The organism is Pseudomonas reidholzensis (genome assembly GCF_900536025.1).
GTDB classification, from domain to species: domain Bacteria; phylum Pseudomonadota; class Gammaproteobacteria; order Pseudomonadales; family Pseudomonadaceae; genus Aquipseudomonas; species Aquipseudomonas reidholzensis.
Genome location: NZ_UNOZ01000030.1, coordinates 455143 through 479959, shown reverse-complemented (window position 1 = coordinate 479959; position 24817 = coordinate 455143). Strand labels below are relative to the sequence as shown.

24 protein-coding genes and 1 pseudogene are annotated in these 24817 nt (G+C 65.4%); 24 read left to right on the top strand and 1 reads right to left on the bottom strand.

Going from position 1 to position 24817, the window contains the following annotated elements; all coding sequences use genetic code 11:
• The 24 genes from mltG to CCOS865_RS28090 all read left to right on the top strand — a co-directional run bounded on the left by mltG (nucleotide 1) and on the right by CCOS865_RS28090 (nucleotide 24411).
• On the top strand, nucleotides 1–1206 hold the full coding sequence (gene mltG, locus CCOS865_RS21755) for an endolytic transglycosylase MltG (protein WP_119144679.1): 1206 nt from the start codon (nucleotides 1–3) through the stop codon (nucleotides 1204–1206).
• Between the two features lie 9 nt (nucleotides 1207–1215).
• Nucleotides 1216–1848 carry a dTMP kinase gene (gene tmk, locus CCOS865_RS21750; protein ID WP_119144677.1) on the top strand — a complete coding sequence of 211 codons (633 nt, stop codon included), beginning with the start codon at nucleotides 1216–1218 and terminating at the stop codon, nucleotides 1846–1848.
• Nucleotides 1841–2827 (top strand): DNA polymerase III subunit delta', encoded by a 987-nt coding sequence (locus CCOS865_RS21745; RefSeq protein WP_119144675.1) that lies wholly within the window; start codon nucleotides 1841–1843, stop codon nucleotides 2825–2827. The genes tmk and CCOS865_RS21745 overlap by 8 nt, the downstream gene beginning before the upstream one ends.
• Before the next feature lie 36 nt (nucleotides 2828–2863).
• Entirely contained in the window at nucleotides 2864–3646 is a 783-nt protein-coding gene (locus CCOS865_RS21740) for a TatD family hydrolase (RefSeq protein WP_119144673.1), read from the top strand.
• A 5-nt stretch (nucleotides 3647–3651) separates the two neighbouring features.
• Complete coding sequence (locus tag CCOS865_RS21735) at nucleotides 3652–4515, top strand: LysR family transcriptional regulator (protein ID WP_119144671.1); 864 nt, start codon at nucleotides 3652–3654, stop codon at nucleotides 4513–4515.
• 122 nt (nucleotides 4516–4637) lie between these two features.
• Nucleotides 4638–5678, top strand: coding sequence for a putative 2-aminoethylphosphonate ABC transporter ATP-binding protein (locus tag CCOS865_RS21730; protein ID WP_119144669.1), 1041 nt, complete (start codon nucleotides 4638–4640; stop codon nucleotides 5676–5678).
• The gene (locus tag CCOS865_RS21725) at nucleotides 5678–7387 is read left to right on the top strand and encodes a putative 2-aminoethylphosphonate ABC transporter permease subunit (protein WP_119144667.1); all 1710 of its coding nucleotides are present in this window, start codon (nucleotides 5678–5680) and stop codon (nucleotides 7385–7387) included. The genes CCOS865_RS21730 and CCOS865_RS21725 overlap by 1 nt, the downstream gene beginning before the upstream one ends.
• 17 nt (nucleotides 7388–7404) lie before the next feature.
• A complete protein-coding gene (phnX, locus tag CCOS865_RS21720) occupies nucleotides 7405–8232 on the top strand; it encodes a phosphonoacetaldehyde hydrolase (protein ID WP_119144665.1) in 828 nt (275 codons plus the stop codon).
• 49 nt (nucleotides 8233–8281) lie between these two features.
• Entirely contained in the window at nucleotides 8282–9301 is a 1020-nt protein-coding gene (locus CCOS865_RS21715; protein ID WP_119144663.1) for a putative 2-aminoethylphosphonate ABC transporter substrate-binding protein, read from the top strand.
• 68 nt (nucleotides 9302–9369) lie between these two features.
• Nucleotides 9370–10527, top strand: coding sequence for a TIGR03364 family FAD-dependent oxidoreductase (locus CCOS865_RS21710; RefSeq protein WP_119144662.1), 1158 nt, complete (start codon nucleotides 9370–9372; stop codon nucleotides 10525–10527).
• A gap of 1032 nt (nucleotides 10528–11559) precedes the next feature.
• Entirely contained in the window at nucleotides 11560–12918 is a 1359-nt protein-coding gene (benA, locus tag CCOS865_RS21700; RefSeq protein ID WP_119144658.1) for a benzoate 1,2-dioxygenase large subunit, read from the top strand.
• A complete protein-coding gene (gene benB, locus CCOS865_RS21695; protein ID WP_119144656.1) occupies nucleotides 12915–13403 on the top strand; it encodes a benzoate 1,2-dioxygenase small subunit in 489 nt (162 codons plus the stop codon). Before benA ends, benB begins: the two co-directional genes overlap by 4 nt.
• A gap of 72 nt (nucleotides 13404–13475) precedes the next feature.
• Nucleotides 13476–14486: a benzoate 1,2-dioxygenase electron transfer component BenC gene (gene benC, locus CCOS865_RS21690; protein ID WP_119144654.1), complete on the top strand. Its 1011-nt coding sequence runs from the start codon at nucleotides 13476–13478 to the stop codon at nucleotides 14484–14486.
• A gap of 83 nt (nucleotides 14487–14569) precedes the next feature.
• Nucleotides 14570–15331, top strand: a complete 762-nt coding sequence (locus tag CCOS865_RS21685; protein ID WP_119144652.1) for a 1,6-dihydroxycyclohexa-2,4-diene-1-carboxylate dehydrogenase — start codon at nucleotides 14570–14572, stop codon at nucleotides 15329–15331.
• 53 nt (nucleotides 15332–15384) lie between these two features.
• Nucleotides 15385–16713 carry an MFS transporter gene (locus tag CCOS865_RS21680; RefSeq protein WP_119144650.1) on the top strand — a complete coding sequence of 443 codons (1329 nt, stop codon included), beginning with the start codon at nucleotides 15385–15387 and terminating at the stop codon, nucleotides 16711–16713.
• A 31-nt stretch (nucleotides 16714–16744) separates the two neighbouring features.
• Nucleotides 16745–17866 carry a muconate cycloisomerase family protein gene (locus tag CCOS865_RS21675; RefSeq protein ID WP_119144648.1) on the top strand — a complete coding sequence of 374 codons (1122 nt, stop codon included), beginning with the start codon at nucleotides 16745–16747 and terminating at the stop codon, nucleotides 17864–17866.
• Nucleotides 17867–17893: 27 nt separating this feature from the next.
• Nucleotides 17894–18184 (top strand): muconolactone Delta-isomerase, encoded by a 291-nt coding sequence (gene catC, locus CCOS865_RS21670; protein WP_119144646.1) that lies wholly within the window; start codon nucleotides 17894–17896, stop codon nucleotides 18182–18184.
• Nucleotides 18185–18224: 40 nt separating this feature from the next.
• Nucleotides 18225–19151 carry a catechol 1,2-dioxygenase gene (gene catA, locus CCOS865_RS21665; RefSeq protein ID WP_119144644.1) on the top strand — a complete coding sequence of 309 codons (927 nt, stop codon included), beginning with the start codon at nucleotides 18225–18227 and terminating at the stop codon, nucleotides 19149–19151.
• 132 nt (nucleotides 19152–19283) lie between these two features.
• Nucleotides 19284–20486, top strand: coding sequence for a benzoate/H(+) symporter BenE family transporter (locus tag CCOS865_RS21660; RefSeq protein ID WP_119144642.1), 1203 nt, complete (start codon nucleotides 19284–19286; stop codon nucleotides 20484–20486).
• 47 nt (nucleotides 20487–20533) lie between these two features.
• A complete protein-coding gene (locus tag CCOS865_RS21655; RefSeq protein WP_119144640.1) occupies nucleotides 20534–21784 on the top strand; it encodes an OprD family porin in 1251 nt (416 codons plus the stop codon).
• 196 nt (nucleotides 21785–21980) lie between these two features.
• Nucleotides 21981–23072: a metal-dependent hydrolase gene (locus CCOS865_RS21650; RefSeq protein WP_119144638.1), complete on the top strand. Its 1092-nt coding sequence runs from the start codon at nucleotides 21981–21983 to the stop codon at nucleotides 23070–23072.
• A gap of 2 nt (nucleotides 23073–23074) precedes the next feature.
• Nucleotides 23075–23779, top strand: a complete 705-nt coding sequence (locus tag CCOS865_RS21645) for a TraX family protein (protein WP_119144636.1) — start codon at nucleotides 23075–23077, stop codon at nucleotides 23777–23779.
• Between the two features lie 120 nt (nucleotides 23780–23899).
• Complete coding sequence (locus CCOS865_RS21640; RefSeq protein ID WP_119144634.1) at nucleotides 23900–24112, top strand: cold-shock protein; 213 nt, start codon at nucleotides 23900–23902, stop codon at nucleotides 24110–24112.
• 80 nt (nucleotides 24113–24192) lie between these two features.
• On the top strand, nucleotides 24193–24411 hold the full coding sequence (locus CCOS865_RS28090; protein ID WP_147406531.1) for a hypothetical protein: 219 nt from the start codon (nucleotides 24193–24195) through the stop codon (nucleotides 24409–24411).
• 100 nt (nucleotides 24412–24511) lie between these two features.
• Here CCOS865_RS28090 and CCOS865_RS21635 read toward each other — a convergent pair.
• Nucleotides 24512–24712: pseudogene (locus CCOS865_RS21635) on the bottom strand (aldo/keto reductase); the annotation flags it as partial.
• Nucleotides 24713–24817 lie beyond the last annotated feature (105 nt).

Below are 24817 nucleotides of genomic sequence, written 5' to 3'. Positions count from 1 at the left end.
GTGAGACGCAAATTCCTGCTGCTGCTGGAAATGGCCCTGATCCTTGCCGGTCTGGCAGTGGGCTGGTCCGCCTGGAAGGTCCATTCGGTCCTGGAGCAGCCGCTGCATGTCGAACAGGAGCGCATGCTCGATGTGCCCAATGGCACCAACCCCAATCGCATGTTCTACCGTATGGAGAACGAGGGGTTGCTCGATGACGCCTTCTGGCTGCGCCTTTACTGGCGCTTCAATATGGCCGGCACGCCATTGCACACCGGTGAGTACCGGCTGACCCCGGGCATGACCGTGGAGCAGCTGTTCGATGCCTGGCAGCGCGGCGATGTCGTGCAGTACAACATCACCCTGGTCGAGGGCTGGACGTTCCGCCAGCTGCGTGCGGCGGTGGCCAAGCATGAAAAGATCAAGCAGACCCTCGATGGCCTGTCCGATACCGAGGTCATGGACAAGCTCGGCCACACTGGGGTGTTCCCCGAGGGCCGTTTCTTCCCGGACACCTACCGTTTCGTGCGCGGCATGAGCGATGTCGAGCTGCTCCAGCAGGCCTACATGCGCCTTGAAGAGGTGCTCGCCAAGGAGTGGGCCGAGCGGGTTACCGACTTGCCCTACCGCGATCCGTACCAGGCGCTGATCATGGCCTCGCTGGTCGAGAAGGAAACCGGTATCGCCCAGGAGCGTGGGCAGATCGCCGGGGTCTTCGTGCGCCGCCTGCGCCTGGGCATGATGCTGCAGACCGACCCCACCGTGATCTACGGCATGGGCGAGCGCTACAACGGCCGCATCACCCGCGCCGACCTGCGCGAGCCGACGCCGTACAACACCTACACCATCAACGGCCTGCCGCCGACGCCGATCGCCATGGTCGGGCGCGAGGCCATCCATGCCGCGCTGAACCCCGCCAATGGCACCAGCCTGTACTTCGTCGCCCGCGGCGATGGCAGCCATGTGTTCTCCGACGACCTCGACGATCACAACTCGGCGGTGCGCGAGTTCCAGCTCAAGCGCCGTGCCGACTACCGCTCGAGCCCCGCACCGCAGGTGCAACCGGGTGCGGCCGAGCAGCCGGCGGTTGAAGAGCCACCGGCCGAGGGCAGCCAGGCACCGGGCGAGCCCGAAGCCCCGGCGAGCCCAGAGCTCGCGCCGCAAAGCCAGGCGCCTGCCCCTGAGTCCGCGCCGGCCACTGCGCCGACGCCTGATCAACCCCATTAAGGACTGCCCGTGAGCGGCTTGTTTATTACCCTGGAAGGCCCCGAAGGCGCGGGCAAGAGCACCAACCGCGAATACCTCGCCGAGCGCCTGCGCGAGCACGGCCTGGACGTGGTGCTGACCCGCGAGCCCGGCGGCACGCCGATGGCCGAGCAGATTCGCGAGCTGCTGCTGACACCGAGCGATGAGCAGATGGCGGCCGACACCGAGCTGCTGCTGATGTTCGCCGCCCGCGCCCAGCACCTGGCCGGGGTCATTCGCCCGGCCCTGGCACGGGGTGCGGTGGTGCTCTGCGACCGCTTCACCGATGCCACCTACGCCTACCAGGGCGGCGGTCGTGGCCTGTCGGTGGAGCGTATCGCCATCCTTGAAGACTTCGTCCAGGGCGACCTGCGCCCGGACCTGACGCTGGTCTTCGACCTGCCGATCGAAGTGGGCCTGGCCCGCGCCGCGGCCCGCGGTCGCCTGGACCGCTTCGAGCAAGAGGGCAAGGCCTTCTTCGAAGCGGTGCGCCACGCCTACCTCGAGCGCGCCCAGCGCGCGCCGCAGCGCTACAGCATCGTCGATGCCGGGCAAAGTCTGGACGCCGTGCAGCGGGCCATCGACGGTCTGCTGCCGGGTATCCTGGACCGCTGCCGTGGCTGAAGCCTACCCCTGGCAGCAGGCGCTCTGGCAGCAGCTTGCCGGGCGCACCCAGCATGCCCACGCCTACCTGCTGCACGGCCCGCAGGGCATCGGCAAGCGGGCCATGGCCGAGCGCCTGATGGCGCGCTTGCTGTGCCAGCAGCCGCAAGGCCTGGATGCCTGCGGGCAGTGCAAGTCGTGCCTGCTGCTCAAGGCCGGCAGCCACCCGGACAACTACGTGCTGGAGCCTGAAGAGGCCGATAAGCCGATCAAGATCGACCAGGTCCGTGACCTGGTCTCGTTCATTGTGCAGACGGCGCAGTTGGGCGGGCGCAAGGTGATCCTGATCGAGCCGGTCGAGGCGATGAACATCAATGCCTCGAACGCCTTGCTCAAGAGCCTTGAAGAGCCTTCTGGCAACACCGTATTGCTGTTGGTGAGTCATCAGCCGAGCCGCTTGCTGCCGACCATCAAGAGCCGTTGCCAGCAGGTCACCTGCCCGCAGCCGAGCCTGGCCCAGAGCCAGGCCTGGCTGGCCAGCGCCTTGCCCGAGGCTGACCCGGCCGAGCGCGATGAACTGCTGACCCTGGCCGCCGGCTCGCCATTGCGCGCGCTCAGCCTGCAGGCGCAAGGGGTGCGTGATCAGCGTGCGCTGGTCAGCGAAGGGGTGAAGAAGCTGCTCAAGCAGCAGCAGTCACCCACCCAGCTGGCCGAGTCGTGGAACAGCGTGCCCTTGCTGCTGCTGTTCGACTGGTTTTTCGATTGGTCGCAGTTGATCCTGCGTTATCAATTGACCCAGGACGAGGACGGGTTAGGCTTGACGGACATGCGCAAGGTCGTGCAGTACCTGGCGCAGAAGAGCCGCCAGGGCAAGGTCCTGGAGGTCCAGGGGTGGATCCTCGAACAGCGCCAGAAGGTGCTGGGCAAGGCCAACCTCAACCGTGTGTTGCTGCTGGAAGCCTTGCTGGCCCATTGGGTACAGCTGCCGGGCTCGCGGTAATTTTTCTTTCGTTTCTTTTTCGTGTGTCGTGCGCCCATGCTCGTAGATTCCCATTGCCACCTTGACCGTCTTGACCTCAGCGCCCACGGGGGCTCGCTCGATGCTGCCCTGCAGGCTGCGCGCGCGCGTGGCGTGGGGCATTTCCTGTGCATTGGCGTGAGTGCCGACAACGCCGGCGCGGTCAAGGCACTGAGCGAGCAGTACGTTGACGTGGATTGCTCGGTGGGGATCCACCCGCTCGACCTGGCGCCGGGGGAGACGCCCGCGCTGGAGTGGCTGCTGCAGGAGCTGAACCACCCGCATGTGGTCGCGATTGGCGAGACGGGGCTGGACTATCACTACGAGCCGGAGGCGGCCGAGTTGCAGCAGGCGTCGTTCCGGCTGCACCTGGAGGCTTCGCGGCAGACCGGCAAGCCGGTGATCGTGCATACGCGGGCGGCGCGGGCCGATACCCTGGCCCTGCTGCGTGAAGCGAGCCTGGCGCAGGCGGGCGTGCTGCACTGCTTTACCGAAGACTGGGAGATGGCCAGGGCGGCGTTGGACCTGGGCTATTACATCTCGCTGTCCGGGATCGTCACGTTCCGCAATGCCGATGCGCTGCGTGAGGTGGCGCGGCAGGTGCCTGCTGATCGCTTGCTGGTGGAGACCGACGCGCCGTACCTGGCGCCGATTCCGTACCGGGGCAAGCCCAACCTGCCGCAGTACGTGCGTGAGGTGGCGGAGTACGTCGCGTCGGTACGCGGGGTGGGGTATGAACTGTTGGCGGAGCAGACTACCGAGAACTTCAAGCGGTTGTTCCCGCTTGCGCGGGTGGGATAAGCCACATGCTTTCTGCCGAGCTCAAGTCCTTTCACATGGTCGCCCGCCTGGGCAGCATTACCCATGCGGCGAAGAAACTCGGCCTCAGCCAGCCCACGGTCACCACCCAGATTCGCAATCTGGAGGCGCAGTACGGTGTCGAGCTGTTCTACCGAGGCGGGCGGCGGTTCACCCTGAGCGAAGAGGGCGCGCGCCTGCTGCCGATGGTGCAGGCACTGCTGCAGCAAGAAGCCGATATCGAGTTCCACCTGCGTAATTGCGGCCAGGTGCAGGGCAGCCTGCGCATCGCCGCGACCGCGCCCTATTACGTGCTCGACCTGGTCAGACGCTTTCGCGAGCGCCAGCCGCAGGTCCAGGTCACCTTGGAAATCGGCAATTCACTGCAGGTCATCGAGGCGCTGGAGGAGTATCGAGTGGATCTGGCCGCCTCCTCGCAACTCGAAGAGGATTCGCGCTTCACCCGTCTTCTGCTCGGCGAGGATCCCTTGGTGCTGGCCGTACACCGCAGCCATCCGCTGGCCAATCACAAGCGTCTGCCGCCGTCGGCGCTGGCCGGGCACTGTCTGTTGATGCGCGAAGTGGGCTCGACCACGCGCCAGCTCACCGAGCAGATGCTGGGTGAGGCCGGTGTCGCCGTGGGGCCGTTGCTGGAAATCGGTAGCCGCGAGTCGATCCGCGAGGCGGTGCTGCGCAATATCGGTATCAGCGTGATTGCCCGTCACGAGGTGCCGGACAATCCGCAGCTGCGCGTCATTGCCCTGGACGGCGCACCGCTGATTGCCGAGTACCTCTACTGCCTGAGGGAGCGCCGCAAGGCGCGTCTGCCGGCGGCCTTCCTGGCCATCGCGCGGGAATGCACCGAGGCCTGATCAGGCCCGAGTCTTCACAAAAACGCTGATACCACTATCGGCGGCTTTTGCCCAACTGCCATAAAGCCTTCGCAAGCCGGCCCCAACATGACACTCGTTCGATTCCAAACGAGGTTCTTGGCATGGCTACCGTCGACTTGCAACTGCGCGACATTCACAAAAGCTTCGACACCTTCAAGGGGCTGGATGGCGTATCGCTGGATGTCAACGCCGGCGAGCTGGTCTGCCTGCTCGGGCCGTCCGGCTGCGGCAAGACCACGCTGCTGCGCTGTATCGCTGGCCTTGAGCGTCAGGAGCAGGGCAGCCTGCACTTCGCCGGGCGAGACGTTTCGGCGCTGCCGCCCCAGGCACGTGACTACGGCATCCTGTTCCAGTCCTACGCGCTGTTTCCCAACCTGACGGTCTCCCAGAACATCGCCTATGGCCTGTCTGGCCGTGGGCGAGACGAAGTGCGTCGACGCGTCGAGGAGATGCTCGAACTGGTCAGCCTGGGTGGCAGCGGGCACAAGTACCCGGCACAGCTCTCCGGCGGCCAGCAACAGCGTGTGGCACTGGCCCGCGCCTTGGCACCGAGCCCATCGCTGTTGTTGCTCGACGAGCCGATGTCGGCCCTCGATGCCCAGGTACGCGAGCACCTGTGCGGCGAACTGCGCAGCCTGCAGCGTCAGCTTGGGATCACCACCCTGATGGTCACTCACAATCAGGAAGAGGCCATGTTGATGGCCGACCGCATCGCGGTGATGAATCAGGGGCGGATCGAGCAGTACGCCACCCCGCAGACCCTCTACAACGCACCGGCGACGCCGTTTGTTGCCGAGTTCGTCGGCCAGGGCAATTGGTTGCCGTTCGAACGCGAGGGCGCCCACGCCCGTGTCGGCCGCCTGAGCATGCGCCTGGCAGATGCCGCGCAAGGTGCGGGCGGGCGCCTGTTCTGCCGTCCCGAAGCGATCCTGGTCAACCCCGCGCTGGAGCAGGACAACCTGTTCCCGGCGCGTATGCGCGAGCTCACCTTCCTCGGCAATCGCTGCCGCCTGAGTTTCGAGCTCGACGATCTGCCGGGCCACGCGCTGTTGGCCGAGATGGCCCCTGAAGCCTTGCCGCAGCTGCGCGGCAAGCAGATTCGCGTGGCCTTGCCGCCGCGCAGCCTGCAGGTGTTCGCCTGATGGAGCAGATCGTGACGGCGGGGCGTGCAGCGAAACCTTCGCAGCGCCCAACGGATACCGCGGACCGGCTGTTCGTGCTGGGCGGGCAGTGGCTGTTGCTGGCGCTGCTGGTGCTGGCCGTGCTGTTGCCCCTGCTGGCCATGCTCTGGCGCGGGCTGGCGGGTGATCCGGCGCAGGGCGGTGGCCTGGCTGCGGCCGCAGAACTGTTCGGCAGCGCCAATTTTCGCTGGCTGCTCGGCAACAGTCTGGCCAGTGCGCTGGCCGTGGTGATGATCGTGTTGCCCCTGGCCTATGGCTTCGCTTACGGCCTGCTGCGTACCTGCCTGCCGGGCAAGCGCCTATGGCGCGGCATCTCGCTGCTACCGCTGCTGGCACCGTCGATGCTGCCGGGGATCGCGCTGATCTACCTGTTCGGCAACCAAGGCCTGCTGCGCGACTGGATGCCAGGCAGCATCTACGGTTTCTGGGGCATTGTGCTGGGCCAGGCGATCTACACCTTTCCCCATGCCCTGATGGTCTTGCTCAGCGCCCTGGCGCTGGCCGACGCGCGCCTGTTCGACGCCGCTTCGAGCCTGGGCGCCTCGCCCTGGCGTGCCTTTCGCAGCATCACCTGGCCAGGTAGCCGACAGGGCGTGTTCGCCGCTGGCTGCCTGGTGTTCACCCTGTGCATCACCGATTTCGGTGTGCCCGTGGTGGTGGGCGGCGACTATCAGGTACTGGCGCTGGAAGCCTACAAGGCGGTGCTTGGCCAGCAGCAGTTTGGCCGTGGCGCGCTGATCGGGCTGTTCCTGCTGCTGCCGGCGCTGTTCAGCTTCAGCGTCGACTTCTGGTTGCGCCGCCGTCAGCGCGACGCCATGGGCGGTCGTGCCCAGGTTTATCACCCCCAGCCCCGCGCGCGTCGCGACAATGCCTTTGTGCTGCTGGTGGCGCTGGTGTGTACGGTGCTGCTCGGCGTGTTCGGCATGGCGGTGTACTCGTCGCTGGTCAAGTTCTGGCCGTACGACCTGTCGTTGTCGCTGCACAATTACGCCTTTTCCGACCTGCCGGGTGGCTGGCTGGCCTACCGCAACAGTTTACTGCTGGCCACTGCCACGGCGCTGTTCGGCAGCGTACTGATCTTCACCGGCAGCTATCTGCTGGAAAAGACCCGGCAAAATCCGCTGACTCAGGTGCTGCGCCTGCTCTGCTTCATCCCCATGGCCGTGCCCGGCCTGGTGCTCGGGCTGGGGTACGTCTTCTTCTTCAACCTGCCGGCCAATCCGCTGCATGGGCTCTACGGCAGCCTGGGGCTGATGGTGGTGTGCACCGTGGCGCATTTTCTGACCACCGCGCAGATGACCGCAGCCGCCGCGCTGCGCCAGCTCGACGGCGAGTTCGAGTCGGCGGCGCTGTCGTTGAAGGTGCCGCTGCTGCGCCACTTCCTGCGGGTGACGGTGCCGATCTGCCTGCCGGCGCTGCTGGATATCGTCCGCTATCTGTTCGTTTCGGCGATGACCACCGTCTCGGCGGTGATCTTCCTCTACAGCCCGGACAGCGTGGTGGCGTCCGTCGCCGTGCTGAACATGGACGATGCCGGCAACGTCGGCGGTGCTGCCGCCATGTCCACCTTGATTCTTCTCACCTCCGCCAGCGTATCGCTCCTGCTGGCCTGGGCTTCGCGCGGCTTGCTGCGACGCTCCCAGGCCTGGCGTGCGGCGCCTGGCCTTTGACCTCCCGGAGCATCTACATGCGCTACCAGCACCCCGATCATCTGCAGGCCGTTATCCTCGACTGGGCGGGCACCGTGGTCGATTTCGGCTCCTTCGCCCCGACCCGCATCTTCGTCGAGGCGTTCGCCGAGTTCGACGTACAGATCAGCCTCGCTGAGGCCCGCGGCCCCATGGGCATGGGCAAGTGGGATCACATCCGTGCCCTGTGCGACCAGCCGGCGGTCGCCGAGCGGTTCCACAAGCGTTTCGGCCGCCTGCCGAGCGATGCCGACGTGACGGCCCTCTACGCGCGCTTCATGCCGCTGCAGATCGCCAAGGTCGGTGAGCACTCCGCGCCCATTCCCGGTGCCCTGGAGGCGGTGGCGAGCCTGCGTGAACGAGGCCTGAAAATCGGCAGCTGTTCAGGCTACCCCAAGGTCGTCATGCAGCAGGTGGTCGAACTGGCGGCTGAGGCGGGTTACCGTGCGGACCATGTCGTCGCCACCGATGAGGTGCCCAAGGGCCGCCCGAGCCCCGCCCAGGCGCTGGCCAACGTGATTGCGCTGGGGCTCGACGACGTCGCCGCCTGCGTCAAGGTCGATGACACCGAGCCCGGAATTCTCGAGGGCCGTGCTGCCGGGATGTGGACGGTGGCGCTGCGCTTCTCCGGCAACTTTCTGGGCCTTACCTGGGCGCAGTACCAGGCGCTGCCCAGTGAGCGCCTGGAGGCCGAGCGTCAGCGCATCGATGGGTTGTTCGCCGGCAGCCAACCGCATTACCTGATCGACACCCTGGCCGATCTGCCGCCGGTCATCGATGCCATCAACGCGCGTCTGGCGCGCGGCGAAAGCCCACAAGGCTGCTGAGTCAGCCTTGCCCATTCGTACGCCTATCCCCGCACAGTGGAACCACACCATGTTCAAGCGCATCGCCCTTGCCGCTGGCCTGCTCGCCGCCGGCACCCTGCATGCCCAGGCCGCCACCGAGCTGACCGTCTACAGCGCTCTCGAAGTCGAGCAGCTCAAGCCTTACCAGCAGGCCTTCGAGAAGCAGCACCCCGACATCCGCATCAAATGGGTACGCGACTCCACCGGGATCGTCACCGCCAAGCTGCTGGCCGAGAAGGATCGGCCGCAGGCCGATGCCGTCTGGGGCCTCGCCGGTTCCAGCCTGGCCATCCTCAAACAGCAGGGCATGCTCGAAGCCTACGCGCCGGCCAGCCTCGACAAGATCGGCGCGAACTACCGTGACAGCGACAATCCACCCGCCTGGGTGGGCATGGACGTGTGGGCCGCGAGCATCTGCTTCAACACCATCGAGGCAGAGAAACAGGGGTTGCCGAAGCCGACCAAGTGGGAAGACCTGACCGACCCGGTCTACAAGGGCAAGATCGTCATGCCCAACCCGGCGTCTTCCGGTACCGGATACCTGGACGTCAGCGCCTGGCTGCAGATCTTCGGTGAAGACGGCGGTTGGGCCTACATGGACAAGCTGCACCAGAACATCGGTCAGTACACCCATTCCGGCTCCAAGCCTTGCAAGCAGGCAGCTGCCGGCGAGTTTCCGATCGGCATCTCCTTCGAGTACCCGGCCGTTCAGCTCAAGCGCAAGGGCGCGCCGCTGGCCATCGTGCTGCCCAAGGAGGGCCTGGGCTGGGAGGTCGAGGCGAGCGCGATCATCAAGGGCACTCAGCACCTGGATGCGGCCAGGAAGCTTGCCGACTTCGCGGCCAGCCGGGAGGCCATGGAGCTGTACAAGGCCAACTTCGCGGTGCTGGCTCAGCCGGGCATTGCCGAGCGTTTTCAGGAGCTGCCGGCCGACTACGAACAACGCCTGATAAACAACGACTTCGACTGGGCCTCGGAGAACCGTGAGCGGATTCTCGCCGAATGGCGTAAGCGCTATGACGGCAAGTCCGAGCCGGTCAGTCAGTAACCCTTACGTCTTCCATTTCAATCGGTTGGTCGCTCTGGCGGCCACTTGACCCCTCTCGAGGAGTTTTCATGAGTCAGCACGACTGTGACCTGCTGATCGTAGGTGCCGGCATACTAGGTCTTGCTCATGCCTGGGCGGGTGTTCGTCGCGGCCTCAAGGTTCGCGTATTCGAACGCAGCTGCACACCCCTGGGGGCATCCATTCGCAATTTCGGTCAGGCCTTGGTGACCGGTCAGGCCCCCGGCCCGATGCTCGACCTGGCGCGCCAGTCCCACGGCCTTTGGGCCCAGTTGGGCGCGGCCGCCGGGCTGGCGATGAAGCAGCAGGGCTCCCTGATTTTCGCCCGCACCGCGGCCGAAGAGGCTATGCTGGAGGCATTCTGCGCCGGCCGTGGCCAGGCGCTCGGCTACCGCACCGAGCTACTGCGCGGGGCGGCCCTCGACCGTCTTTATGACGGCCGCTTCGCCCATCACCGTGCAGCCTTGCACGGCCTGGATGACAGGCAACTGTTCTCCCGCGAAGCGCTGCCGCAGATCATCGACTACCTGGCCGGGGAGGGTGTCCAGTTCCACTTTTCGACGCTGGTACGGGACGTCGAGCCAGGCAGTGCGCTGACCACCGCAGGGCGCTTTTCGGCACGTCACATCGTCGTCTGCTCCGGTCACGACTATCAGACCTTGCTGGCCGATCACATGGCCCGATTGCAGCCGTCGGTCTGTCGCCTGCAGATGCTGCGGGCCCGGCCGGCGCAGCCACTGGACCTGCAGCATGCGCTGCTCACGGGGCTGAGCTGCGTGCATTACGGCGCCTTCAGCGACCTGCCCGAGGCCGAAGCGATCCGCACGGAGATACGCCGCGATTACCCGGTGCTGGAAGTGCGTGGCATTCATCTGCTGATCAGCCCGACGCCTTACGGTGAGCTGATCATCGGTGACTCTCACGACTACGGCAGCGATGCCGTACCGTTCAACGAGGAGGGTGTGGATGAGCTGCTCATCGAGCTTGCCGAGCACACGTTGGGCGGGCGCCTGCAGGTGCTCGAGCGTTGGCAGGGCGTCTACGGCACACGCGGCCCGGGCCCCTTCAGCGTGGTGCGTGCGGCCGAGGGCGTGAGCGCCGTGCTGATGCACACTGGCCTGGGCATGAGCGTCGGCCTTGGGCTGGGCGAGCGAACCGTTGCCGCATTGCTTGGCGAGGGTGAATGGCCGGAGGGTCGCGCTACGTGATGTGCCCCCCCCCGACAGTCCATGAAGCACAAAAAAAGGTTCTTCACGGATTTTTGGGGGTAGCTGCTGGTGCTGATGCGTTTCGTTTGTCGAGCTTATCCGTTCGCTGTGGTGCGGCAACTGGCCCCTTCCGCCCTTACGGCGGGTCACTTTTTTTCTTGGAAAAAAGTAACCAAAAACCGCTTGCTCCTGCATCCGGCCCTTCGCTGCGCTACGGGTTCCCTCACTCCGGCCTTGCTCCCGCGAGGACCGGGCTGTACGGGCCTTCCTGGCCCGCAGCCCTTGCCGGCCTTCCATGGCCGTCACCTCGCTTCGCAAGACCTCCGTTCGGCCTCCTGAAGTCGCAGTAGATCAAGATCACACGCCAGATCAAGGGCCAGATCAAGATCAAGGGCCAGGGCAACGGCTGGCGAATCGCTGCGCTCTCGCGGGTTTATAAGGGCGGTACAGCGCGTCAGCGCCAGAATGTGCATTGGCAGTTCCGGCCTCTTCGCGGGTAAACCCGCTCCCACAGGTTCTCTGCTGACCGTAAGGCCACTGCGGTCCCTGTGGGAGCGGGTTTACCCGCGAAGAGGCCAAGCTATCCACCACCATTGCCACTGTCGAAGATAACGCCAGCCCAGGCGCCACCCCTAACTTGGCGACCTCAGGAGGCCGAGCGGAGGTCTTGCGGAGCGGGGTGACGGCCAGGAAGGCCGGCAAGGGCTGGGGGCCAGGAAGGCCCGTACAGCCCGGTCCACGCGGGAGCAAGACCGGAGTGAGGGGACCCGCAGCGCAGCGGAGGGCCGGATGTGGGAGCCAGCGGTTTTTGGTTACTTTTTTCCAAGAAAAAAAGTGACCCGCCGTAAGGGCGGAAGGGGCCAGCAAGGCCGCCACACCCAATGGATAAGCCCGCAATCTAAAAGCCCAAGCCCAAGCCCAAGCCCAAGCCCTGCACAAAACGGATAGCACTCTGCACGATCCGGATATCCCGTCATACCCCCGCCACATACCCTGACCTGGCCTGAACAATAACAATTGGAGACCCTGGCCATGTCCCTGGGATTCGACTACCTCAATGCCATGCTCGAGGACGACCGGGAGTCCGGCGTCTACCGCTGCAAGCGGGAAATGTTTACCGACCCGCGCCTGTTCGACCTCGAAATGCAACACATCTTCGAAGGCAACTGGATCTACCTGGCCCACGAAAGCCAGATCCCCGAAATCAACGATTTCCTGTCCCTGAACATGGGCCGTCAGCCCGTCTTCATCGCCCGCAACAAAGACGGCCAGCTCAACGCGTTCCTCAACGCCTGCAGCCACCGCGGCGCCATGCTCTGCCGGCACAAACGCGGCAACCGCTCCAGCTACACCTGCCCGTTCCACGGCTGGACCTTCAACAACAGCGGCAAGCTGCTCAAGGTCAAAGACCCGAGCAATGCCGGCTACCCCGACAGCTTCAATTGCGACGGCTCGCACGACCTGACCAAGGTCGCCCGCTTCGAGTCGTACCGCGGCTTCCTGTTCGGCAGCCTCAATGCCGACGTCAAACCCCTGGTCGAACACCTCGGCGAGTCGGCGAAGATCATCGACATGATCGTCGACCAGTCGCCCGAAGGCCTGGAAGTGCTGCGCGGCTCAAGCTCCTACATCTATGAAGGCAACTGGAAGCTGACCGCCGAAAACGGCGCCGACGGCTACCACGTCAGCTCCGTGCACTGGAACTACGCCGCCACCCAGAACCAGCGCAAGCAACGCGAAAGCGGCGACGAGATCAAGACCATGAGCGCCGGCTCCTGGGCCAAGCAGGGCGGCGGTTTCTACTCGTTCGACCACGGCCACCTGCTGCTCTGGACCCGCTGGGCCAACCCCGAAGACCGCCCGGCCTACGAGCGCCGCGAGCAACTGGCCGCCGACTTCGGCCAGGCCCGCGCCGACTGGATGATCGAGAACTCGCGCAACCTGTGCCTGTACCCCAACGTCTACCTGATGGACCAGTTCAGCTCGCAGATCCGCGTCGCCCGGCCGATTTCGGTGAACAAGACCGAAATCACCATCTACTGCATCGCGCCCAAGGGTGAGAGCAGCGAGGCCCGCGCCAAGCGTATTCGCCAGTACGAAGACTTCTTCAATGTCAGCGGCATGGCCACCCCGGACGACCTCGAGGAGTTCCGCTCGTGCCAGACCGGCTACGGCGCCGGCACGGGCTGGAACGACATGTCGCGCGGCGCCAAGCACTGGGTCGAGGGCGCTGATGAGGCGGCCAGGGAGATTGAGCTGGAGCCACTGCTGTCGGGCGTGCGCACCGAGGACGAAGGGCTGTTCGTGCTGCAGCACAAGTACTGGCAGGAGACCATGCTCAAGGCGCTCGCCGACGCGCCGCAGTTGATCCCCGTGGAGGCCGTGCGATGAACGATCTCTACAGCACGGTGCGCGACTTTCTCTACCGCGAAGCGCGCTACCTGGACGATGCCGAGTGGGATCAGTGGCTGGAGCTGTACGCCGCCGAGGCGACCTTCTGGATGCCGTCGTGGGATGACAACGACCAGCTCACCGAAGACCCGCAAAGCGAGATCTCGCTGATCTGGTACGGCAACCGTGGGGGGCTCGAAGACCGCGTGTTCCGGATCAAGACCGAGCGCTCCAGCGCGACCGTGCCGGACACCCGCACCTCGCACAACCTCAGCAACATCGAGATCGTCGAGCACAGCGCTGGCCAGTGCCAGGTGCGCTTCAACTGGCACACCCTGAGCTTTCGCTACAAGACCACCGACAGTTATTTCGGCAGCAGCTTCTACACCCTGGATATACGCGGCGAGCAGCCGCGGATCCTGGCCAAGAAGGTGGTGCTGAAGAACGACTACGTTCGCCAGGTCATCGACATCTACCACATCTGACGTCAGGTCAAGGCGTGAGCCGCTCGGTGTGCCTCAGGCGCGCCGCGGCCAGACGCGCCCGCGAGGTGCAACATGAGCTTCCAGATCGCACTCAATTTCGAAGACGGGGTCACCCGTTTCATTCAGGCTGATGGCCACGAAACGGTCGCTGATGCAGCGTACCGGCAGGGCATCAACATCCCGCTGGACTGCCGCGATGGCGCCTGCGGCACCTGTAAATGCAAGGCCGAAGCCGGTCGCTATGAACTCGGTGACAACTTCATCGAGGACGCCCTCAGCGAGGAAGAACTCGCCCAGGGCTATGTGCTGACCTGCCAGATGCGCGCCGAATCCGACTGCGTGCTGCGCATCCCGGCCTCGTCGCAACTGTGCAAGACCGAGCAGGCCAGCTTCGAGGCCGCCATCAGCGACGTCCGCCAACTGTCCGAAAGCACCATTGCGCTGTCGATCAAGGGCGAGTCGCTGAGCAGCCTGGCGTTTCTGCCCGGCCAGTACGTCAACCTCAAGGTGCCCGGCAGCGAACAGAGCCGTGCCTATTCGTTCAGCTCGCTGGCCAAGGATGGCGAAGTCAGCTTCCTGATCCGCAACGTGCCTGGCGGGCTGATGAGCAGCTTTCTCACCAGCCTGGCCAAGGCCGGCGACAGCATGAGCCTGGCCGGGCCGTTGGGCAGTTTCTACCTGCGCCCGATCCAGCGGCCGTTGTTGCTGCTGGCCGGCGGCACCGGGCTGGCGCCGTTCACGGCGATGCTCGAGAAGATCGCCGAGGCCGGCAGTGAACACCCCCTGCACCTGATCTACGGGGTCACCAACGACTTCGACCTGGTCGAGCTGGACCGCCTGCAGGCGCTGGCCGCGCGTATCCCCAACTTCACCTACAGCGCCTGTGTGGCCAACCCGGCCAGCGAGTACCCGCACAAGGGTTACGTGACCCAGCACATCGAACCGCGCCACCTCAACGACGGTGACGTCGACGTGTACCTGTGCGGGCCGCCGCCGATGGTCGAGGCGGTCAGCCAGTACATCCGCGAGCAAGGCATCACCCCGGCCAACTTCTACTACGAGAAGTTCGCCGCGGCCGCCTGAGTGTTCTCTTGGGCTGCCCCCATCGTGCGGGTGTGGGCGGCCCCTTTTTATTCGTGAAGACAACCTCCCATAAGGCGTCAACGATGAATACACGATTCCAAGGCAAGGTCGCCCTGGTCACCGGCGCCGCCCAAGGCATCGGCCGCGGGGTGTGCTGGCGGCTCAAGGCCGAAGGCGCGCGCGTGGTCGCGGTAGACCGCTCCGAGCTGGTCCACGAGCTGGCCGGGGAGGGCGTGCTGACGCTGATCGCCGACCTCGAACAACACAGCGAATGCACCCGGGTCATGGCCAGCGCCGTGGAAACCTTCGGCCGGCTCGACATCCTCGTCAACAACGTCGGCGGCACGATCTGGGCCAAGCCCTTCGAGCACTACCAGCCCGAGCAGATCGAGGCCGAGGTGCGCCGCTCGCTGTTCCCCACCCTGTGGTGCTGCCACGCGGCGCTGCCGTACATGCTCGAGCAGGGTGCCGGGGCCATCGTCAACGTTTCCTCGATCGCCACCCGTGGCGTCAATCGCGTGCCCTACGGTGCCGCCAAGGGCGGGGTGAACGCGCTGACCGCGTGCCTGGCCTTCGAGACCGCTGAACGCGGTATCCGGGTCAACGCGACCGCGCCCGGTGGCACCGAAGCCCCGCCGCGGCGCATCCCGCGCAACGACGGTGAACAGAGCGCGCTGGACAAGGCCTGGTACCAGCAGATCGTCGACCAGACCCTCGACAGCAGCCTGATGAAACGCTACGGCAGCATCGACGAACAGGTCGGCGCGATCCTCTTCCTGGCCTCCGACGAGGCCTCCTACATCACCGGCGTGACCTTGCCGGTCGGCGGCGGCGACCTCGGCTGAGCAGCGCCCCGCAAGCAGGACCTCACACAACAAAAACAACAGAGACAGATGCCATGCGAACCCTCGACGTCCACCCGATCATCGATAACGCGCGTTTTTCACCCTTCCACTGGATGGTCATGGCCTGGTGCGGCCTGCTGCTGGTCTTCGACGGCTACGACCTGTTCATCTACGGCGTGGTACTGCCGGTGATCATGAAAGAGTGGGGGCTGACGCCCCTGCAAGCCGGTGCGCTGGGCAGCTATGCGCTGTTCGGCATGATGTTCGGCGCCCTGCTGTTCGGCAGCCTGGCTGACCGCATCGGGCGCAAGAAAGGCATCGCCATCTGTTTCGCGTTGTTTTCCGGCGCGACCATTCTCAATGGTTTCGCCAGCTCGCCCAGCGAGTTCGGCATCTACCGCTTCATCGCCGGGCTCGGCTGCGGCGGCTTGATGCCCAACGCCGTGGCCCTGATGAACGAGTACGCGCCCAAGCGCCTGCGCAGCACCCTGGTGGCGGTCATGTTCAGCGGCTATTCGCTGGGTGGCATGTTGTCGGCCGGTGTCGGCATCTTCCTGCTGCCACGGTTCGGCTGGGAGTCGATGTTCTTCGCCGCCGCGCTGCCGCTGCTGCTGTTGCCGGTGATCCTCTATTACCTGCCCGAGTCGATCGGCTTTCTGGTGCGCCAGGGCCGCAGCGACGAGGCGCGCGCGCTGCTCAAACGCCTCGACCCTGACTGCGACGTGCGCGACGACGACCTGCTCCAGGCCAGCGATAACAAGGGCAAGGGCGCCTCGGTGCTGGCCCTGTTCCGCGATGGCCTGGCGGTGCGCACCCTGGCACTGTGGCTGGCGTTCTTCTGCTGCCTGCTGATGGTCTACGCGCTCAGCTCGTGGCTGCCCAAACTCATGGCCAACGCCGGCTACAGCCTCGGCTCGAGCCTGTCGTTCCTGCTCGCGCTGAATTTTGGCGGCATGGCCGGGGCGATTCTCGGCGGCTGGCTGGGTGATCGCTACAACCTGGTCAAGGTCAAGGTGGCCTTTTTCATCGGCGCCGCGGTGTCGATCAGCCTGCTTGGGGTGAATAGCCCGATGCCGGTGCTGTACCTGCTGATCTTCATTGCCGGCGCCACCACCATCGGCACCCAGATCCTGCTCTACGCCGGCGCCGCCCAGCTGTACGGCCTGTCGGTGCGCTCCACCGGCCTTGGCTGGGCCTCGGGCATCGGCCGCAATGGCGCCATCGTCGGCCCGCTGCTGGGCGGGGCGCTGATGGGCATCAACCTGCCGCTGCAACTGAACTTCATCGCCTTTGCCATCCCCGGCGCGGTCGCCGCGCTGGCCATGGCCGTGCACCTGCTGAGCAGCCGGCGCCACGGCCTGGCCACGGCGGCGCAGGCGTGACCCTTTTGACTGACGCAACTGGAGGCCTTGCATGACAAGCCCGACTATCGACCGGCTGGAGGCGATCATCGTCGACCTGCCGACCATTCGCCCGCACAAGCTGGCGATGCACACCATGCAACAGCAGACCCTGGTGGTCCTGCGCCTGCGCTGCAGCGACGGCGTCGAGGGCATCGGCGAAGCCACCACGATTGGCGGCCTGGCCTACGGCTACGAGAGCCCGGAAGGGATCAAGGCCAACATCGACGCGCACCTGGCACCGGCGCTGATCGGCCTGCCGGCGGACAACATCAACGCTGCCATGCTCCTGCTGGACAAACTGGCCAAGGGCAACACCTTTGCCAAGTCCGGCATCGAAAGCGCGCTGCTCGACGCCCAGGGCAAACGCCTCGGGTTGCCGGTCAGCGAGCTGCTCGGTGGCCGGGTGCGCGACAGCCTCGACGTCGCCTGGACCCTGGCCAGCGGTGACACCGCGCGGGACATCGCCGAAGCCGAGCACATGCTGGAGATTCGCCGCCATCGCCTGTTCAAGCTGAAGATCGGCGCCAACCCCGTCGAGCACGACCTCAAGCACGTGGTGGCGATCAAGCGTGAACTGGGCGAGCGGGCCAGCGTGCGCGTCGACGTCAACCAGTACTGGGACGAATCACAGGCCCTGCGCGCCTGCCAGGTGTTGGGCGACAACGGCATCGACCTGATCGAACAACCGATTTCGCGGATCAACCGCGCCGGGCAGGTCCGCCTCAACCAGCGCAGCCCGGCGCCGATCATGGCCGACGAATCGATCGAGAGCGTCGAGGACGCCTTCAGCCTGGCCGCCGACGGTGCGGCGAGCATCTTTGCCCTGAAGATCGCCAAGAACGGCGGCCCGCGTGCGGTGTTGCGCACGGCGCAGATCGCCGAAGCGGCGGGCATCGCCCTGTACGGCGGGACCATGCTCGAAGGCGCGATCGGCACCCTGGCCTCGGCCCATGCCTTTCTCACCCTGCGCCAGCTGACCTGGGGCACCGAACTGTTCGGCCCGCTGCTGCTGACCGAGGAGATCGTCAACGAGCCGCCCGTGTACCGCGATTTCCAGTTGCACGTGCCGCGCACCCCGGGGCTCGGCCTGACCCTCGACGAAGCGCGTCTGGCGCGCTTCGCCCGCCGCTGAACCCGACTCAAGACAAGGAGAGACAACATGCTGTTCCACGTGAAGATGACCGTGAAACTGCCGGTCGACATGGACCCGGCCAAGGCCGCGCAACTCAAGGCTGAGGAAAAACAACTGGCCCAGCGCCTGCAGCGCGACGGCACCTGGCGCCACCTGTGGCGCATCGCCGGGCACTACGCCAACTACAGCGTGTTCGACGTGCCCAGCGTCGAGGCCCTGCACGACACCCTGCTGCAGCTGCCGCTGTTCCCCTACATGGACATCGAAGTGGCCGGCCTGTGCCGCCATCCGTCGTCGGTGCATGACGACGACCGCTGATACCCCACGACTCGCACAAGAACAACAGAGGTACGCAATCATGACCGTGAAGATTTCCCAGACTGCCGACGTACAAAAATTCTTCGAACAGGCTGCCGGGTTCGGCAACGACGAGGGCAGCCCACGCCTCAAGCGCATCGTCCAGCGCGTGCTGCAGGACACCGCCCGGCTGATCGAAGACCTGGAGGTCAGCGAGGACGAGTTCTGGCATGCCGTCGACTACCTCAACCGCCTGGGTGGGCGCGGTGAGGCCGGGTTGCTGGTCGCGGGGCTGGGCATCGAGCACTTCCTCGACCTGTTGCAGGACGCCAAGGACGCCGAGGTCGGCCTCACCGGCGGCACCCCACGGACCATCGAAGGGCCGCTGTACGTGGCCGGGGCGCCGCTGGCCGAGGGCCAGGTGCGGATGGACGACGGCAGCGAGGAGGGCGTCGCCACGCTGATGTTCCTCGAAGGCCAGGTGCTCGATCCGCACGGCCAGCCGCTGGCCGGGGCCACGGTCGACCTGTGGCATGCGAATACCCGCGGCACCTACTCGTTCTTCGACCAGAGCCAGTCCGAGTACAACCTGCGGCGGCGGATCATCACCGATGCCGAAGGGCGTTACCGCGCGCGCAGCATCGTGCCGTCGGGCTACGGCTGTGACCCGCAGGGCCCGACCCAGGAGTGCCTGGACTTGCTCGGCCGGCATGGCCAGCGTCCGGCCCACGTGCACTTCTTCATCTCGGCGCCGGGGCATCGGCACCTGACCACGCAGATCAACCTGTCGGGCGACAAGTACCTGTGGGACGACTTTGCCTACGCCACGCGGGATGGGCTGGTGGGTGAGGTGGTGTTCCGCGAGGACGGTGCGCGCGGTGTGGCGGGGCGGTATGCCGAGCTGACGTTCGACTTCCAGTTGCAGCAGGCGCCAGACACCGACGCCGAGCAGCGCAGCGCACGCCCGCGAGCCTTGCAGCAGGCCTGACCCCCGCGTTGCCAATTGCGCGGGCAAACCCTTCCCTACACGACCTGTGGGAGCGGGTTTACCCGCGAAGCAGGCACCACAAAAACAAGAGCCGGGCACCCAAGCCCGGCCCGATGTCTTGCGAGAGGTCCCATGAAAGACCTGTTCAAGGATTGCTCCCTGTCCGCCATCGTCGCCGGCCTGCTGGCGACGATGATTTCCTACGCCGGCCCGCTGGTGATCATCTTCCACGCCGCCGAAGCCGCCCACCTGTCCCACGGCCAGTTGTCCTCCTGGGTCTGGGCCGTTTCCATGGGCAGCGCCGTGCTCGGCGCAGCCCTGAGCCTGCGCTATCGCGTCCCGGTAGTGATCGCCTGGTCGATCCCAGGCTCCGCGTTACTGGTCACGGCGCTGCCGCACATCGGCCTGGAACAGGCGGTCGGCGCCTACCTGGTGGCCAACCTGGTGCTGCTGGTGATCGGCATCAGTGGCGCTTTCGACCGACTGATCGCCCGCTTGCCAGGCTCGATTGCCGCCGGCATGCAGGCCGGCATCCTGTTCAGCTTCGGCATCGAGGTGTTCCGCGCCTTGCCGGTGCAGCCGGTGCTGGTCGTGGCGATGTTCGCCAGCTATGTCCTGATGCGTCGGCTGCAACCGCGCTACGCCGTGGCAGCGGTGCTCTGCGTCGGCGCCGCGATCACCCTGTTCAGCGGCCAGCTGCGCAGCGAAGCGCTGGTGCTGGAACTGGCTTCGCCGCAGTTCATCACGCCACAGTTCAGCCCCGCGGCCGTATTCAGCCTGGCGTTGCCGCTGGTGCTGGTGGCCCTGACCGGGCAGTTCATGCCCGGTATGGCGGTGCTGCGCAACGCCGGTTACCCGACGCCTGCCAGCCCGTTGATCAGCGCCAGTGCGCTGGGCGGGGCGTTGCTGGCGCCGTTCGGTTGCCACGGGCTGAACCTGGCGGCGGTCACCGCCAGCCTGTGCACCGGCCGTGAGGCCCATGAGGACCCGCGTCGACGTTATATCGCAGCGCTGTCGGGCAGCGTGCTGTACCTGCTGCTGGGCATCGCCGGGGCCACCCTGATGTCACTGTTCGCGGCGTTTCCAGCCGCGTTGATTGCCGCCCTGGCGGGCCTGGCGCTGTACGGCGCGATCAGCGAGGCACTGGCGCGCAGCCTGGCCGAGCCGCACGAGCGCGATGCCGGGCTGTTCACCTTTCTGGTGACAGCCTCGGGGGTGTCCTTTCTTGGGCTGTCGGCCGCGTTCTGGGGCTTGCTGTTCGGCCTCGGCGCGCATGCGCTGTTGCGTCTACGCCGGCCGCAACCCGTGACGGAGGCCGACTCGCCACGCGCCTGATGTTGCCAATGCTTTATCCATAACAACAAGATCAAGAGAGCTTCGCAATGAAACCTACCCCTTGTGTAGCACTGGGCATCAGTTTGCTCAGCCAACCCCTGCTGGCCGCCGAAAGCGGATTTTTCGAGGATGCCAAGGCCAGCCTCAGCGCCCGCAACTATTACTTCAGCCGCGATTTCTCGGACATCGTCGGCGCCAATCAGCAATCCAAGGCCGAGGAGTGGGCCCAGGGCTTCATCCTCGACTTCAAATCGGGCTACACGCCAGGTCCGGTCGGCTTCGGCGTCGATGCCCTGGGCCTGCTCGGCATCCGCCTCGACAGCAGTCCGGACCGGGTCAACAGCGGGCTCTTGCCGGTGCACGGCGATGGCCGTGCCGCCGGTGAGTACAGCCGCCTGGCGCCGACCTTCAAGGCGCGCGTGTCGAAGACCGAGCTGCGCGTTGGCGAATTGCAGCCGAACTTGCCGGTGCTGACCTTCAGCGATATTCGCCTGCTGCCGCCGACCTACCAGGGCGTCAGCCTCAGCTCGGCTGAGGTCAACGGCCTGACGGTGCAGGCCGGGCACCTGTCCTCGACCCACCTGCGCAATGAAGGCGGCGACGACAAGCTCAATGCCATGCTCGGCCATGTGCCGATGCGCCAGGCCGCCAGCGATGCGTTCAACTACGTGGGCGGCGACTATGCGTTCAATGCCAACCAGAGCAGTGCCAGCCTGTGGTACGGGCAGCTCGAGGATATCTATGAGCAAGGCTTTGTGGGCTTCAAGCACAGCAAGCCGGTGGGCGACTGGGTGCTCAGTGCCAACCTGGGGTATTTCACGGCACGCGAGCAGGGCGATGCGTTGCTTGGCAGGATCGATAACCAGGCGTTCTTTTCGCTGCTCACGGCCAGGCAGGGCGGGCACAGTTTCCATGTAGGTTACCAAGGGATCTATGGCGACAGCCCATTCCCGCGGGTATTCGCCAATATCACCCCGTTGGGCAACGAGGTGCCGACCTATGAGTTTGCCTACACCGATGAGCGCTCCTACCAGGTGCGTTACGACTACAACTTCGCGGCCATGGGTATCCCAGGGTTGACCGCGACCGTGCGCTACATCACCGGTAACAATGTCGATACCGGGCTGGGCTATGAGGGCAAGGACCGCGAGCGCGACCTGGACGTTGGTTATGCGGTACAAGGCGGGGTGTTCAAGGGCTTGGGGATTCGCGTGAGGAATGCCATGGCAAGGTCCAACTATCGCAGCGATATCGACGAGAATCGGCTGATTCTGGTGTACACCTGGCAGCTGTTCTGACTTTGGTGGCCTCTTCGCGGGGCAAGCCCGCTCCCACAGGTTCTGCGCCGCTCTTTCGGTCAGCGGAGATCCTGTGGGAGCGGCGGTGCGCCGATGCGACTTGCCCCGCGAATAGGCCATTACAGGTTCAACTGCAATTGCACTGCCACCGCACATAAGGGTAGGTTGCCCAGACACCTTTTCTGGAATCCACCCCTTGGACTCACTCACCCAAGCCGTCCTCGGCGCCGCCCTCCAGGGCACTGTGCTCGGCCGCCTCCAGGGCCGCCGCGCGCTGCTCTATGGCGCTGCCCTGGGCACCTTGCCCGATCTCGACGTGATCATCCGCTACGCCGACCCGGTGTCGAAGATGACCTACCACCGCGGTTTCTCCCATTCCGTCTTCGTGCTCACCGGCCTGGCGCTGCTGCTTGCCTGGCTGGTCTCCTGGCTCGGGCACAAGCGCTGGCCTGAAAAGAACTACCGCTGGCCCAGGCTGTTCCTGGCGTTCTGGCTGGTGCTGATCACCCATCCCGTGCTCGACGCCTTCACGGTGTACGGCACTCAGCTGTTCTGGCCGTTGCACCTGACGCCCGAGAGCTGGGCGGCGGTGTTCATCATCGACCCGATCTACACCGTCCCGCTATTGGTCACGGTGCTGTTCGCGCTGGTCAAAGGCATGGCGGGGCGGGCGATCCCGCTGATGGCCGGGGCCTTGATCTTCAGCAGCGCTTACCTGGGCTTCGGCCTGGCCAGCCGAATGGCGGCAGAGGAGCGCTTCCAGGCCGCGCTGGACCAGCAGGGCGTTGTCGTCAGTGAAGTCCGTGCCGTGCCAATCGCCTTCAACAGCCTGGTCTGGCGAGTGATGGCCAAGACCCCAGACGGCCACTACTACGAAGGCGTCAGCAGCGCGTTCGACCGCGAGCCCCCGGAGATGCTCCGCCAGTCGCTCAACCTGGACGCCGCCAAACCGCTTGCCGGGGTGCCCCTGCACGAACGCCTGCGCTGGTTTACCGGCGACTGGTTGCGCTATGACGTGGTCGGCGATGCGCTGGTGGTCACCGACCTGCGCATGGGCATCCCCGGCAACTACACCTTCCGCTTCCAGATGGCGACCCGCGATGGCCACGGCCAGTGGGTCGTCGGCAGCCCGACAGCGTGGTCGGGCACCGCGCCCAACTCGATGTTCAACAGCCACGACCTGGGCTTGATCTGGCAGCGCATCTTCGACCAGCAGCCACCGCTGCCGCTGGCCGAGTGGACGGCCAAGTACCTGGGCGTGACTGCCCCGGCACAGGCCCAGCACTGAGCATGCGCTCGGCCGGGCTGGACCTGGTCAAGTGGTTGGCGATGCTGAGCATGCTCGCCGATCACCTGCGCTTTCTCTGGCCGGGCGCCGACGGTTTGTTCATCGTCGGGCGCCTGGCGTTCCCACTGTTCTGCTTGGCCTTGGCGCTGAATGTGCAGCGCAGTGCCGCGAGCGTCTGGCCCGCTCCCAACAGTGGCCGTTACCTGGGCTGGTTGCTGGCGTTCGCGGTACTTTCCGAAGGGCCCTATCGCTGGCTCGACACGGGCTCGCAGACGCTCAACGTGATCCCCACGCTTGCCCTTGGCCTGCTGGTCGCCTGGGGCGTGCATCATGCGCAGGCTGGCGCGCGGGTACTGGCAATTGGCGCGGCAGTCTTTGCGGCGTTTTACAGTGAGCAGCTGATGTACGGCTTGCCGGGCGTGCTGCTGCCAGCGGCGGTGCTGATCGCTTACCGCCAGGGCGGCGCCGCCTGGCTGCTGCCGAGCCTGCTGGCGATGGCGGGCAACCTGACCAACAGCTGGTTGCGCGAGCACCCGCTGCAACCTCTCGCGTTGCTTGTCCTCACTACCGCCGCCCTGGCGGTGCCGCTGGGGGTCTTGCTGGTGCGTCAGGCGCATTGGCCTGCGCCGCGCGTGGGGCGCTGGGGCTACGGGTTCTATCCGTTGCACCTGCTGGTGATCAAAGGCCTGCAAGGGCTGACCTGGTAAAATTGCTAGTTTCCCTGGCTGGACATTCCCCGCAACATGCAAACCACAGGAGCCTGCCGTCTGGCCGGTTTCTGTGATGACTATCCGCAGCAGGCGCATGCAGCCAACGAGGGCGAAAAAATGTCGAACAGAGAACAGGGTACGGTGAAGTGGTTCAATGACGAAAAGGGCTTCGGGTTCATTACCCCGAAAAACGGCGGTGATGATCTCTTCGTCCACTTCAAGGCGATCGAGTCCGACGGGTTCAAGAGCCTGAAGGAGGGACAACCGGTGTCCTACGTTGCAGAGAAGGGCCAGAAAGGCATGCAAGCCGCCCAGGTCCGCCCTGAGTGATCAACGGAACACCCGGCTAGCCCTGTCCCTCACGCACGCTGTGCGTGGGGGACAGCCCTATAAGTACGGAGGTGCTGATCATGTCCGCAAATGTACACAGCCCCAATCCTGGAATCGCGCAACTCAACGAACCGGGCGCTTCATTGCAAGAGGAAGTCATCTTTCTGCACACCGAGTTCAAAGACCGTTGTGCCGTGATTCGCGAAGGGCAGGTCGTCACCTATGACGTGGAACGGCGTTCAGACAATCGCTTGTACGCCATCAATATCGAAATCGTTGGCGAACCGCCGCTGCACTGAGCGAGATGCGCATGTGTCCAGTCCCTGAAAGGGCCGCCATGGCCCTTTCTGCTGCAAACCGTCTCTACAACCGCAGCCACCTTCAGCCTCTGCCCAAGCCTCAGCGCGCACGCCGCCCACTGACAAAGTGCGCCACGTAATTGAACCCCGGTGTCGACGCATGCCCTGGCGTCACCAGCGAATCAATGAACGCCTCGTCCTCGGCGCTGACCTTCACCTCCAGCGCACCCGCGTAGGTATCCCACTGCGCCTCGGTCCGTGGTCCGACAATCGCTGAGCTGACCAGCCAGTTGTTCAAGCACCCCTTGCAGCCGATCTCGTTGATCATCCTGAGCACTGCCGCGCGGGCCTGTGGCTGTCGCGTCTGGACCATTGGCGGGTCGGGTGGGTCGGGCGCTGGGGGTAT